The organism is Flagellimonas sp. CMM7, assembly GCF_021390195.1.
Classification (GTDB): Bacteria; Bacteroidota; Bacteroidia; order Flavobacteriales; family Flavobacteriaceae; genus Flagellimonas.
On record NZ_CP090003.1, the window covers coordinates 897,870 to 910,472 of the forward strand.

At 36.2% G+C, this 12,603-nt stretch carries 14 protein-coding genes; 5 read left to right on the forward strand and 9 right to left on the reverse strand.

Annotation, left to right across the window (positions count from 1 at the left end):
• Nucleotides 1–2 precede the first annotated feature (2 nt).
• Entirely contained in the window at nt 3–791 is a 789-nt protein-coding gene (gene nadE, locus LV704_RS04165) for an NAD(+) synthase (RefSeq protein WP_163421597.1), read from the forward strand.
• Between the two features lie 157 nt (nt 792–948).
• Nucleotides 949–1,578 (forward strand): response regulator transcription factor, encoded by a 630-nt coding sequence (locus LV704_RS04170; RefSeq protein ID WP_163421596.1) that lies wholly within the window; start codon nt 949–951, stop codon nt 1,576–1,578.
• A 53-nt stretch (nt 1,579–1,631) separates the two neighbouring features.
• Here LV704_RS04170 and dnaG read toward each other — a convergent pair whose 3' ends face one another.
• Nucleotides 1,632–3,605: a DNA primase gene (gene dnaG, locus LV704_RS04175; protein WP_163421595.1), complete on the reverse strand. Its 1,974-nt coding sequence runs from the start codon at nt 3,603–3,605 to the stop codon at nt 1,632–1,634.
• A 187-nt stretch (nt 3,606–3,792) separates the two neighbouring features.
• Between dnaG and LV704_RS04180 the strand changes: the two genes are divergently transcribed.
• Both LV704_RS04180 and LV704_RS04185 read left to right on the forward strand, forming a co-directional pair.
• Nucleotides 3,793–4,128: a DUF6150 family protein gene (locus LV704_RS04180; protein ID WP_163421594.1), complete on the forward strand. Its 336-nt coding sequence runs from the start codon at nt 3,793–3,795 to the stop codon at nt 4,126–4,128.
• Nucleotides 4,129–4,183: 55 nt separating this feature from the next.
• On the forward strand, nt 4,184–4,423 hold the full coding sequence (locus LV704_RS04185; protein WP_163421593.1) for a zinc-ribbon domain-containing protein: 240 nt from the start codon (nt 4,184–4,186) through the stop codon (nt 4,421–4,423).
• A gap of 84 nt (nt 4,424–4,507) precedes the next feature.
• Here the strand turns inward: LV704_RS04185 and LV704_RS04190 are convergent, their stop codons facing one another.
• The 4 genes from LV704_RS04190 to LV704_RS04205 all read right to left on the reverse strand — a co-directional run bounded on the left by LV704_RS04190 (nt 4,508) and on the right by LV704_RS04205 (nt 8,092).
• The gene (locus LV704_RS04190) at nt 4,508–5,578 is read right to left on the reverse strand and encodes a PorT family protein (protein WP_163421592.1); all 1,071 of its coding nucleotides are present in this window, start codon (nt 5,576–5,578) and stop codon (nt 4,508–4,510) included.
• Between the two features lie 92 nt (nt 5,579–5,670).
• The gene (locus LV704_RS04195) at nt 5,671–6,399 is read right to left on the reverse strand and encodes a hypothetical protein (RefSeq protein ID WP_163421591.1); all 729 of its coding nucleotides are present in this window, start codon (nt 6,397–6,399) and stop codon (nt 5,671–5,673) included.
• Between the two features lie 10 nt (nt 6,400–6,409).
• Complete coding sequence (locus LV704_RS04200) at nt 6,410–6,979, reverse strand: RNA polymerase sigma factor (protein WP_163421590.1); 570 nt, start codon at nt 6,977–6,979, stop codon at nt 6,410–6,412.
• A gap of 135 nt (nt 6,980–7,114) precedes the next feature.
• Nucleotides 7,115–8,092, reverse strand: coding sequence for a polyprenyl synthetase family protein (locus tag LV704_RS04205; RefSeq protein WP_163421589.1), 978 nt, complete (start codon nt 8,090–8,092; stop codon nt 7,115–7,117).
• A gap of 197 nt (nt 8,093–8,289) precedes the next feature.
• Between LV704_RS04205 and LV704_RS04210 the strand changes: the two genes are divergently transcribed.
• Nucleotides 8,290–8,700: a hypothetical protein gene (locus LV704_RS04210; protein ID WP_163421588.1), complete on the forward strand. Its 411-nt coding sequence runs from the start codon at nt 8,290–8,292 to the stop codon at nt 8,698–8,700.
• A gap of 32 nt (nt 8,701–8,732) precedes the next feature.
• On the opposite strand, the gene rlmN is transcribed toward LV704_RS04210, so the two are convergent.
• The 4 genes from rlmN to LV704_RS04230 all read right to left on the reverse strand — a co-directional run bounded on the left by rlmN (nt 8,733) and on the right by LV704_RS04230 (nt 12,600).
• Entirely contained in the window at nt 8,733–9,773 is a 1,041-nt protein-coding gene (rlmN, locus tag LV704_RS04215; RefSeq protein ID WP_163421587.1) for a 23S rRNA (adenine(2503)-C(2))-methyltransferase RlmN, read from the reverse strand.
• 81 nt (nt 9,774–9,854) lie between these two features.
• Nucleotides 9,855–10,904 (reverse strand): tRNA preQ1(34) S-adenosylmethionine ribosyltransferase-isomerase QueA, encoded by a 1,050-nt coding sequence (gene queA / locus LV704_RS04220; protein WP_163421586.1) that lies wholly within the window; start codon nt 10,902–10,904, stop codon nt 9,855–9,857.
• An 87-nt stretch (nt 10,905–10,991) separates the two neighbouring features.
• Nucleotides 10,992–12,221, reverse strand: coding sequence for a 3-phosphoshikimate 1-carboxyvinyltransferase (locus tag LV704_RS04225; RefSeq protein WP_163421585.1), 1,230 nt, complete (start codon nt 12,219–12,221; stop codon nt 10,992–10,994).
• Between the two features lie 52 nt (nt 12,222–12,273).
• Nucleotides 12,274–12,600 (reverse strand): nucleotide pyrophosphohydrolase, encoded by a 327-nt coding sequence (locus LV704_RS04230; RefSeq protein WP_163421584.1) that lies wholly within the window; start codon nt 12,598–12,600, stop codon nt 12,274–12,276.
• Nucleotides 12,601–12,603 lie beyond the last annotated feature (3 nt).

A 12,603-nucleotide genomic window follows, 5' to 3' on the forward strand; every position in this document is an offset into this window, starting at 1 on the left:
ACATGCAAAGTGAAAAGGTAACAGAACATATTGTAAAGTGGTTAAAGGACTATGCGACCAACGCAAATTGCAAGGGATTTGTAATAGGAGTCTCTGGAGGAATAGATTCAGCTGTTACTTCTACCCTTTGTGCAAAGACAGGTCTTGACCTTTTATGTTTAGAGATGCCCATACACCAGGGAAAAAATCAAGTGACAAGAGCAGATAAGCACATTGCATGGTTAATGGATAATTTTTCCAATGTAAGCAGGCAACCTGTAAATCTGACCCCAGTTTTTGACAGTTTGGTCTCAGCTTTACCAAAAGTGGAAAACGAAGAGGATAGGTTTATGTCTCTTGCCAATACTAGAGCAAGGCTTAGAATGACAACACTCTACTATTTTGCGGCATTAAATGGATACTTAGTTGCCGGCACAGGAAACAAAGTTGAGGATTTTGGTGTAGGTTTTTATACCAAATATGGTGATGGCGGTGTAGACTTGAGTCCTATTGCAGACCTTTTAAAAACCGAAGTATATGATGTAGGCAGAGTTCTTGGTATTAATCAAGATATTATGGAAGCCGCCCCTACTGATGGGCTATGGGGAGATAGTAGAACAGATGAAGACCAGATAGGTGCTTCATATCCAGAGCTTGAATGGGCTATGAAAATGGATGCTGAAAAAAAATCAATAGAAGATTTTTCTGACAGAAAAAAGGAAGTATTCACTATATACAAAAAGTTTAATACTGCTAACAGGCATAAGATGATTCCTATACCCATTTGTGAAATTCCTATTCACTTAAAATGACCTTTTGACCTAGAAAACCCAGCTTAAGACGAAAAAAACCCCAGAAATTCTAAGGTTTTAAGAAAAAAATTACAGTTTTACGTCATCAAATCGTTAACTTGCTCGCCACGTCGCGTAAGTAATTAAGTACTAAACAATAGAATAAAACTCAAACCAAATGATAAAAGTATTAATAGCTGACAATCATCCCATAGTTCGGTTAGGCATTAAGCAAGTCCTCGAAGCTAGTTCAGATATTGAGGTCATTGCCGATGTTTCAACTACTTCTGAACTATTTGATGTGTTGGAAAAAGTTACCCCCGATGTAGTAATGTTGGAAATGGACATTCCAGAAATAAATGGTATTGCTACTCTAAGAAAACTAAAACAAGAGTTTCCCAACGTTAAATCATTAATGTACAGTGGACAATCCGAAGATGTTTATGCATTGAGCACTATTCGTGCAGGAGCGTTTGGTTATCTATCTAAAACTGCAGACTTAGACTATATTATCTCCGCAGTAAGAAAAGTAAGCGAAGGCAATATGTTCATAACCAATGAATTGGCTCAACGTTTGGCTTTTGATGAAGGTACACAAAAACCAAGAAGGTTCTTTAGAAAATTGTCATCTAGAGAAGTAGAAGTTTTAAAACTTTTAGCTAGCGGAAAAAGAAACAAAGAAGTTGCCGAGGGCTTGAACTTAAACGAAAAAACCGTAAGCACCTACAAAGCACGTTTAATGAAAAAATTAAATGTGGATAATTTGGTTGATTTATTGCAACAAGCTAAGGCTTTGGAATTATATTAGAATAACCAGTACAAACTGTTGAAAATCCCGTGCGTATGCTCGGGATTTTTGTTTTAAGAAAGTACCCTGTTCAATTTTGCGTTCAACAGTTTATTCAATTGCAAATAATTTACAATTTCCTCCAAAATCTCAGAATTATCGTCAGTGCTCCCTTCAGTGCGTTCTTGCAGTTTTTCAATTCGATTTTTAATAAGATAACAGCGTAATGTAAGGATGGTTTCGCCTACCAATTGCGCAATACCCTGCCCCTTATCTTTTGGATAGATATCTTTTCTGGCCCAATCATCAAGCTTGTATTTTTCTTCTTCCATTAAAATAGAAGATACCTCACTTACTGTCTCTTGGTCCAAATTTGATAAAAAGGTATTTACTTTAAATTCTTCACTTTCATTTAAATCCTCTATCAACTTGTAATAAATTGTCTTAAACTGTTCATTGGTAAGCTCAATTTCATCCTCCTGAAGATCTAAATACACTTTTTCATATACTTTTGCCTCCACAATTTCTGGTTCCAAGACCAAATCCCCTTCCTCATTTTCTTTTAGAACCAAATCTTCAAATTCCTGCTTCTGACTTCCATACAAAAGGAGCATTTCAATGATTTTTCGTTCCAATTCAAATTGTACATCAACCTTCTCAACAACTTGGTCATTTTTTACAACTTGAAACGCTTTTTGCTCTTGTTTGAATTTTTTGTTGGTATCTGCAACTCCTTTTTTATCAATTTGAGCCAATGTATTATATAACACCTCTTCAGAAATCTGCATTATTTTGGCACATTCCTGTATGTAGATCTCCTTCTTTATTTGATCTGGTATTTTACTGATACTGTTTACAATATCCCTTACAGTATCTGCTCTTTTTATAGGGTCATTGGCCGCTTCTTCAGCAAGAAGAGAAGTCTTGAACTGAATAAAGTCCTTAGCATTTTCTTCTAAATAAAGAACCAAATCTTCATAGGTATTGCTCTTGGCAAAACTATCTGGGTCTTCACCTTCTGGAAAAGTACAGACCTTGACATTCATACCTTGTTCCAATATCAAATCTATCCCACGGAGAGAAGCTCTTAGACCTGCCGCATCACCATCAAAAAGTACGGTAATGTTTTTTGTGAGCCTGTTGATCAAACGAATTTGTTCTGGAGTCAATGCCGTTCCACTTGAAGCTACTACATTTTCCACCCCACGCTGATGTAATTGTATGACATCTGTATATCCTTCCACCAAAAAACAATTGTCCTCTTTGGCAATAGACTGCTTAGCAAAGTAGATTCCATAAAGCACCTTGCTTTTATGATAAATATCGCTCTCAGGAGAATTTAAATATTTAGCAGCTTTTTTATCATTAGTTAAGATTCGACCTCCAAAGCCCAACACTCTTCCACTCATGGAATGTATAGGGAACAGGACTCTTGCTTTAAAACGGTCAAATTTTCTAGATTCTCCGCCAGTTTGCTCTTTTACAATGGTCAAACCTGTTTTTTCTAAAAACTCTAGTTGGTATCCTTTCTCCAACGCGGCATTAGTAAAAGCATCCCATTGATCTAACCCGTAACCTAATCCGAATTTCTTTATGGTATCGTCTGTAAATCCACGCTCCTTAAAATACGTTAGGCCAATTGCTTTTCCTGGTTCAGATTCCCAAAGGGTTTCTGCGAAATACTTCTGTGCATATTCAGAGACCAAATACATGCTCTCTCGCTCATTGGCTTGCTCTTTTTGCTCATCAGATTGCTCTGTTTCCTCTAGCTCAATATTGTACTTTTTAGCTAAATATTTTATGGCTTCTGGATAGGTGAAATGCTCGTGTTCCATTAAAAATGCCACAACATTTCCTCCCTTTCCGCTGCTAAAATCTTTCCATATCTGTTTTACAGGAGATACCATAAAACTGGGAGTGCGCTCATCTGAAAATGGACTTAGTCCCTTAAAGTTAGATCCGGCTTTCTTCAATTGCACAAAATCACCAATCACCTCCTCTAAACGAGCGGTTTCATATACCTGGTCTATTGTTGTTTTTGAAATCAAATCATAAATTTAATAAAGCCTTTAAAGGTAAGTAAAAAAGGAATTTTTAAACAATACTTTCGATTAGCAAAAGAATCATACAATCTAAAACTTACCATCATGTTTTTACTTTCAGATTCATATTGGATATCAACAAATAAATTGGAATGAAAATTGATTTACAAAGGCAAACAAATTGGTTTACAAGATGAAAAAAATTCTTTCCATGGCGCTAGCTTTGTTTCTAGGCCACATAGGTAGTGCTCAAATAGTTTTCTCCACAGACAAGGAATATAAGGCGGACATTAAGGTCTTTGCTGTTGATCAAGCGTATAAAGCTGATCTTCTGGTTTTTAAAGTTAATGCTGAGTATAAAGCAAAAGGCAACGAGGGAAAATGGTATTTTGCCGATGCTGATTATAAAGCAACAAAGAAAGTTTACTTCGTTGATGCTGATTATAAAGCCGATCTTAGGATTAATTTTGTAGATTCTGATTACAAATCTAAATGGATAGATAAATCCAAGCAGCATTTGATGTACTAATCGTAAGTACCTAGAATTTTTAAGGTTTAAAGAAGAAGAGTAGCTTTGCAACATAATGATTCTCTTCTTCGGCACTAGGTCAGGCAAAAAAGAAACTAAAACATTATCCAATGTTTCGTGTCCTTATTGTTCTCAAACAGGGACTTTAAAAGCTGTATTGCAATCTAATTATGTGCACCTCTTCTGGATTCCCATATTTAAAATAGGAGTATCTAAATATGCAGAATGCTCTCATTGCAAACGGGTATATTATAAAGAAGAATTTACACCAGAAATGGAAAGAGAATTAAACTGATTGCAACTTTACTCAATTATTAAAAAATACCTCTCCTTTTATTTGATATTATTCAAGATGGACAGAGAGGTATTGTTGGCTAATCTATAAATCGAATCGAAGGCCCAAAGAAATATTGTTCTGTTTTACCACCGCATCTTTAAAAATGGGGTTTAGATCATACTTCGCGTATAAAAGTATACCATCAAAACCTGCGTATGCGCTTAAACCATAAATTAAGTCGCTAGTATTATAATCTCTTTTAAACTTATCTTTTACGCGCTCCCCGTTTCTGCTATACTTTAATTTTTGACGCGTACCAAGGTTAAATCCACCATATCCTCCCAAACCTATCCTAAATTGATTTTGTATGGAATACCGAAAACTTTTTTCGGTTTTACGCAATCTTGAAGGTCCAAACTCAAAATGAACGGGAAACACAAGGTTGTCCATTCTTAGTTTAGATTTATCCAGCTCAAATTCAAATTCTTCTAAGACTGTTTGATTCCCATTTTGCACAAAAATCTGATTATTGTCTGGCTTTAATCCATTAAACTGAAAAGAAAAACCATAATGAAAACGTATCCAATTAGATCTTTCAAAAATTCGTGTCCGCCATTGCCATCCCATTTCAAAAAATCTGCTTCCACCAATCTTATATGGAGAATCATCTAAAGATTGCCCCTCAATTATCGCATTGTTCAACCCAATGGCAAAGACAAAATCTGAATACGTACGTCTGTCATATTTAATCTCTTTTTTCCACTCACGTGATCGGAAAGAAAAGGCAGGTTTGCCGTCAATATCAATACCAAATCGGAAGCCTTCATCTGTTATGGTATCCGATTCCATCAAAACCAAAGCATCTCCTTGATTTCTCTCTAACAATAATATTTGGTTTTCTACAATAGCAATCCTATTCTCAATGTTTTTAGCTCTTTTTTTAGCCGCTTCCGCTTTAAGTAATTGAGCTTCTTCAGCAGTTAGGTCACCTTTTGCGACACGTTTATTAATATCCTTAATCTGAAATTTTAGTGCATCCTTTTCTTGTTGGGTTATTTTTTCTTTCTGGGTTTTTAGCACTTCTATTTTTTTCTCATACTCTTCTTGTCCAGCAACCTGATGCGAAAGGAATAGTAGAAAAAGTGATGCTAAATACAGTGTAATTGTTCTCATGATTTGTCTTGATTTATTGTCCCTTCTAACCTCCCTACCCGATTATTATCGGGATAGGGAAACTAAAAAGGTCTTTTGATTGATGAATATTTTTAATTATTTCGGTCGGCCACAGCTGTTCGTAGTTTGGAGTAACCATCTTTGAGTGCATCAAAAATTTGATCTCTAAATGAATCATCCAATTCAATTTCAACTTCTGACAGCAATGCCATGGCATCCACAGAGCCGCTTTCTGTAAACAACTGTTCCGATAGAATTTGTCTTTGGGCAGTCCTTAAAAGTGAATCTATCTCAGCGTCACTCACTTCGGCATTTGTGTTTTCCAAAAACTCCACTTGGGCCACTACTTCGTTTACTTTTTGTGCAATTAAACTATTGGATTCTTTTAAAAAACTGTCCTGCAACGGCTCTTTTACAGTCTCTTGCGCTACTTTGGTTTGCCTGGGCAACACATTAATATTGAACCCCTTAGACCTTTCTTCAGTATTGTTATTTGAATTCGTTTCCACAACAGTAGATTTAGTCGGTTCAACATTCTGAAAACTGACATTATCCGTCTTAGCTTGTATCTGTTCTTCTTTTGTGTTACTCTCTTCTACAACTTGAATTGTATTTTCCTTGGGTTCTTCTGATTTAAAAAAGAATATTGAAACAAAAAGAATACCTATGAAGCTTGCTGCTATAGCATACAAATACCATCCCTTTTGTTTTGGTTTTTCGTCTATATTTATTTTAGCTGAAACCTTATCCCATGCCTGCACTGAAGGTGTTAGTTTTCGCTCCTCCAATCTTTCTTTTATATGTTTCTCCAATTTCTCCATTATAATTTCTTTAATCCCCAGATTTAATTCTAGGCGACATTCCTTTTAGGGTCAAATTCTCTTGAAGCATTTTTCTTGCTTTGAACAACTGAGATTTTGAGGTTCCTTCAGAAATTTTCAACATTTTAGCAATCTCTTGGTGTTTATAGCCTTCTATCGCGTACAATAAAAAAACCATTTTATATCCTTCAGGCAGTTTATCTATTAATTGTTGTACATATTCCACATCCAGTAATGAGCTGCTCCCTTCTATTTCCTTGGGTTGAGATTCGCATACCTCATCATCATAGACCACAAATTGTCTTTTCCGCAAATAAGAAATGCTTTCCCGAACCATGATTTTTCTAATCCAACCTTCAAAACTTCCTTTATGTTGAAATGACCTCAAATTCTGAAAGACCTTCACAAACCCATTTATCATTACATCTTCTGCAAACTGAAGATCTTTGATATACTGTCTGCAAACCCCTAACATTTTGGGTGAAAATTTTTCATACAACAGTTTTTGTATCTGCTGATCTCCGGCAATAGCTTTTTTAATCAAAAGCTTTTCATTTGTATGCAAAGAAATAATCTTCAAAAGTGGTTCTCGGTTTGTATTCTATAAAGATAGACGTGACAAAATCTAAAAAGGTTGTCCAAGTCAGTATTTTTTTTGCAAATGCCTATAGTCCTTGTTTAAGAAAGTACTCAAAGAAAAGCAAATATGGGAATATTACTTTTTACGCTCTACCACATAGTTGACCATAAGTGTGAGTGCACTTTTATAGTCGGAATCTGGGTAATTTTCCAATAGCGCAAGGGCCTCATCTTTAAAGGAAATCATTTTAGTAACGGCATAGTCCAATCCGCCTTTCTCTTTTACGTAAGCGATGACCTCTTTGACTCGCTTTTTATCTTTATTATGATTTTTGATGGAGTTGATCAGCCAGCGTTTTTTTTCTTTGTCACTTTCATTTAGCGCATAGATCAATGGAAGTGTCATTTTTTGTTCCTTGATATCTATTCCGGTTGGTTTCCCTATCTTCTCGGCACCATAATCAAAAAGGTCATCTTTAATTTGAAAGGCCATTCCGCAAAGTTCTCCAAATTTTCTGAAAATTTCCACATGCTCAGAATCTGGTTTAACAGAACAGGCACCCATACTGCAACAGGCCGCTATTAGAGTAGCTGTTTTTTGGCGGATAATATCATAATACACCTCTTCCGTAATATCTAAAAGACGTGCTTTTTCAATTTGCAACAACTCCCCTTCACTCATGTCTTTCACTGCATTGGAAATGATATGCAAAAGATCATAATCTTTATTTTCCAGGGCTACCAAAACACCTTTTGAAAAAAGAAAGTCGCCCACTAAAACCGCAATTTTATTTTTCCATAGTGCATTGATGGAAAAAAAACCTCTTCTTTTATGACTGTCATCCACCACATCATCATGCACAAGACTTGCCGTATGTATCAATTCAATAATCGATGCGCCACAAAAAGTACGATCGTTCACCGCTCCTTCATTTATCAGCTTAGCAGTAAGAAACACAAACATAGGGCGCATTTGCTTCCCTTTTCTGTTTACAATGTAGTATGTAATTCTATTGAACAATGCCACTTTGGAAGACATGGACTTTAGGAACTTTTCTTCAAAAAGTTCCATTTCATGTTCAATGGGCTCTCGTATTTGCGAAACTACCTTCAATGGAATTTAGCCTTAAATCAATTTGGTTTTCAATGTCTAAAAGTAGGGAAAATGCCAGAGTTCACCCTTGGAAGTTTCAAGTTTTAAGATAGTAGTACAAAACCATCGATAATCTGCAATATAGAGCTACTGCTTCAACGGTTATTGCATAACGCAACTTTGGCTTAAGTTTTACATCTTTGAATTAAAGAAAGAAGATGAAATCTAAATTTAAATCAATCTTATTTGTTGGGTCTTTCATATGTATTTTAAGCTGTGGAAACAGTGATGATAATTTTTTAACAACATTAGAAGGAGACTATGAAGGAACATTTACCGTAGAATATGAAAACGACCAAACGTTCTCAAATCCGGTAGAAGTTTCTTTTAGTGGAGGAGAATTTTCAAGTTCAACAGGAGCCAACAGATTTCCAGCTGGCGGAAACGGTACTTATGAGGTGCAAAATAATACTATTCAATTTACAGATAAAAATATATGGACTGCCGATTTTGATTGGAACTTAATCCTAAACGGCACATACAACTATACCGTAAATGAGAATACATTGACCTTATCTGTCAATAAAAACAATGTTGGGGTTTATAAATATGTATTGGAAAAGAAATAAGGCCATTACCAACAAATGATCTATTCTTTAAGCTAACCCTTATTGGCAAGTTGCCCACAGGCAGCATCAATATCCTTACCACGAGACCTTCTCACGGTTACCGTAATCCCGTTTTTCTCTAAAGTATTCTGGTACATTTCTACCGCAGCTTTAGAAGCCTGTTGAAATTCTCCATCATCAATAGGGTTATACTCTATTAAATTAACTTTTGACGGGGCAAATTTGCAAAACTTGACCAGAGCATTAGCCGCCTCTAATGTATCGTTAATTCCTTCCCAGACCACATATTCATATGTTATCCTGTTTTTGGTTTTGCCATACCAGTATTGTAAAGCTTCTCGTAAATCTTTTAACGGAAAGGTGGCATTAAAAGGCATTATGGATGTTCGCACCTCATCTATTGCTGAATGTAAAGAAACCGCCAAGCCGAATTTTACTTCCTCATCCGCCATCTTTTTAATGATTTTGGGAACTCCAGATGTGGAAACTACAATCCGCTTAGGTGACATTCCCAGCCCTTCAGGTGATGTTATTTTTTCTATCGCTTTAAGTACGTTATTGTAGTTCATCAGAGGTTCTCCCATACCCATGAATACAATGTTGCTCAATGGCCGATTAAAATACAATCGACTTTCATTGTCAATGGCTACAACTTGATCATAAATCTCATCAGGATTCAGGTTTCGCATTCTCTTTAAACGTGAAGTGGCACAAAACCGGCAATCCAAACTACATCCAACCTGACTAGAGACACAGGCAGTGGTTCTCGTTGCTGTCGGAATCAAAACAGATTCAACAACCAAATCATCATGAAGTCTTACCGCATTTTTAATGGTGCCATCATTACTACGCTGCATTTGATCTACCTTAATGTGGTTAATGACAAAGTTAGCTTCCAACATATTTCTGGTTTCCTTGGATATATTGGTCATCGCTTCGAAAGAGTGCGCCGATTTTTGCCATAGCCATTCATAAACCTGATTGCCACGAAAAGCCTTATCTCCTTCTTTTACGAAAAAATCCCGTAACTGTTCTTTGGTTAATGCCCTTATGTCCTTCTTTTTAATCTCCACTTGTTAAAGATAGTCAAGAAAAAATCCCGCTGATTTATTTACTAATCAAGCGGGACTTATCTTGTTTCAAACTTTTATGTTTTAGATGACCAACATTGCATCTCCGTAGGAATAAAAACGATATCCTTCTAAGATTGCTTGTTTATAGGCCTTTTTCATGAGATCATGTCCAATAAATGCAGAAACCATCATCAAAAGCGTGGATTTTGGCAAATGGAAATTAGTAATCATACAGTTTGCAATACTAAAATCATATGGAGGAAATATAAATTTATTAGTCCACCCTTCAAAAGTATTCAACGTATGTCCTGATGAAACTGCACTTTCCAAGCCTCTCATTACTGTGGTACCTACTGCACAAATGCGTTGTTTATTTTCCTTTGCGTTATTTATGATCTCTGTTGCTTTTTCATCAATAACCAATTCTTCGCTATCCATTTTATGTTTGGATAAATCCTCTACTTCAACAGGGTTAAATGTACCTAAACCAACATGCAAGGTCACTTCAGCAAAATTAATACCCTTAATTTCCAACCTTTTTAGCAAATGCTTGGAAAAATGCAAACCAGCTGTAGGTGCCGCTACTGCGCCTTCATGTTTTGCGTAAATAGTCTGATACCTTTCTTCATCTTCTGGCTCAACACCACGCTTTATATATTTTGGCAAAGGAGTTTCACCCAGCTCGCGTAATTTTCTTCTAAAGTCAGTATAGGAACCATCATAAAGAAAACGCAAGGTTCTTCCTCTAGAAGTGGTATTATCAATTACCTCAGCCACCAAACTTTCATCATCTCCGAAGTATAATTTGTTTCCTATTCTTATTTTTCTTGCTGGATCGACCAAAACATCCCAAAGGCGTTGTTCTTGATTTAATTCACGAAGTAAAAAAACTTCAATCCGAGCACCAGTCTTTTCCTTATTTCCATAAAGTCTTGCCGGAAATACCTTTGTATTGTTCAAGGCCATTACATCCCCTTCATCAAAATAATCAATAAGGTCTTTGAACATTTTGTGTTCAATTTTTCCAGTTTCTCTATGGATTACCATAAGTTTGGATTCGTCCCTATTTTCTGCAGGGTATTCTGCCAATAGTTCTTTAGGTAATTCAAAGTTGAAGTTTGATAATTTCATGTAGACTTGTTTTGGATATTTTTTAAAGATGGCAAATATACAATCTCGACATAGGGGATGTCAAGTAATTTGGTGATTAAATGCGAATTACATTTCAATGATATCAAATCCAAGTGTTCCCAAGTCTTTCCAGAAATCTGGATAAGATTTTGAAACCACACCCGCATCATTTATGATCAGTGAGGTTTTTAGGGCCAAAGGACCAAACGCCATGGCCATTCTATGATCGTTGTAGGTATCAATGGAAACTCCTGACTTCATTTGTTCTGAAGCATGTAACGTCAGGCTTTCCGCATCAATATCAACTTGAGCTCCCAATTTTTCCAATTCTGTCTTCATTGCAGCCAATCTGTCCGTTTCCTTAATAGGCAACGTATGCAAACCGGAAAGGTGGCATCCTATATTAAGGCCCAAACAGGTAACCGAAATGGTTTGTGCAATATCTGGAGCATTGGACAAGTCATAGGTGACAGTTGCCGGTTTACTATTGGTGGCCTTTGTAATCGTTATCTGATTTTCTGAAAAAGAGGTTTCTACTCCAAAATCTTTATAGATGTCTGAGAGAACACTATCCCCTTGTAAAGAATTCTTCTTATAAGAAGACAATTGAATTTTAGTTCCCACATTGGACAAGGCAACAATACTATAGAAATAGCTTGCAGAACTCCAATCCGATTCTACTATTAAAGTTGTATCCTTAACTTCATTTTTTGGCTTAATTCTTATTAAGTTCCCTTCAAATTGTGTAATTACCCCAATCTGTTCAAGAAGCGCCAAGGTCATTTTAATGTATGGAACTGAGGTGATTTTTCCAACAAGCTCCAATTCCAGTCCATTTTCAAGGCTTGGTGCTATTAGCAATAAAGCTGATATATATTGACTACTTATATTAGCCGGCAAAGAGACTTTGCTTGTGCTAAGTTTTTTTCCAGTTATTTTTATTGGTGGATAGCCCTCATTATTGACATATTTAATTTCTGCTCCCAAATCTGTAAGCGCTTCAACCAACACTTTAATAGGTCGTTCTTTCATACGTTTGGAGCCAGTTAAAATGACTTCTTTTCCTTGTTGTGAAGCAAAATATGCGGTTAAGAATCGCATGGCGGTCCCGGCATGGTGTATATCAACTTCTCCTGTCGATTTTTTCAACCCTTTTTGCATCACTTCCCCATCATCTGAATTGGACAGATTTTCAATGGCAATATTTGGAAAAAGAGCCTGAAGCAGCAGTGATCTATTGGTCTCGCTTTTAGAGCCAGTAATTTTTATGGACTTATTTATTACTTTGTCCTGAAGGTAGGAAAGTTGGAGTTTCAAACGTTAAATTGTTTATTGGTTACACTTGAAAAAATAAAAGCTCAAATATAGTTTATTTGAGCTTTTCGTTATTCTGATGACGGTCATGGTCCCGTTTCGCTTTTAAATCCAGTTTCTTATCAAAAGCTTCTTGTAAATCTATGCCCGTTTGGTTTGCTAAACAGAGTACCACAAAGAGTACATCTGCCAGTTCTTCTCCCAAATCTTTATTCTTGTCCGATTCTTTTTCGCTTTGTTCTCCATAGCGTCTCGCAATGATTCTGGCAACCTCACCAACCTCCTCTGTAAGTTGAGCCATGTTCGTCAATTCATTAAAGTAACGAACTCCATGGTTTTTTATCCATTCATCAACTGCTTGTTGGGCGTTTTGGACATCCATATA

What these genes read in the sequence shown, in the direction of transcription:
- nadE (WP_163421597.1), top strand. Translation starts at nt 3, where the DNA reads ATGCAAAGTGAAAAGGTAACAGAACATATTGTAAAGTGGTTAAAGGAC.
- LV704_RS04170 (WP_163421596.1), top strand. Translation starts at nt 949, where the DNA reads ATGATAAAAGTATTAATAGCTGACAATCATCCCATAGTTCGGTTAGGC.
- LV704_RS04180 (WP_163421594.1), top strand. Translation starts at nt 3,793, where the DNA reads ATGAAAAAAATTCTTTCCATGGCGCTAGCTTTGTTTCTAGGCCACATA.
- LV704_RS04185 (WP_163421593.1), top strand. Translation starts at nt 4,184, where the DNA reads ATGATTCTCTTCTTCGGCACTAGGTCAGGCAAAAAAGAAACTAAAACA.
- LV704_RS04190 (WP_163421592.1), bottom strand. Translation starts at nt 5,578, where the DNA reads ATGAGAACAATTACACTGTATTTAGCATCACTTTTTCTACTATTCCTT.
- LV704_RS04195 (WP_163421591.1), bottom strand. Translation starts at nt 6,399, where the DNA reads ATGGAGAAATTGGAGAAACATATAAAAGAAAGATTGGAGGAGCGAAAA.
- LV704_RS04210 (WP_163421588.1), top strand. Translation starts at nt 8,290, where the DNA reads ATGAAATCTAAATTTAAATCAATCTTATTTGTTGGGTCTTTCATATGT.
- queA (WP_163421586.1), bottom strand. Translation starts at nt 10,904, where the DNA reads ATGAAATTATCAAACTTCAACTTTGAATTACCTAAAGAACTATTGGCA.
- LV704_RS04230 (WP_163421584.1), bottom strand. Translation starts at nt 12,600, where the DNA reads ATGGATGTCCAAAACGCCCAACAAGCAGTTGATGAATGGATAAAAAAC.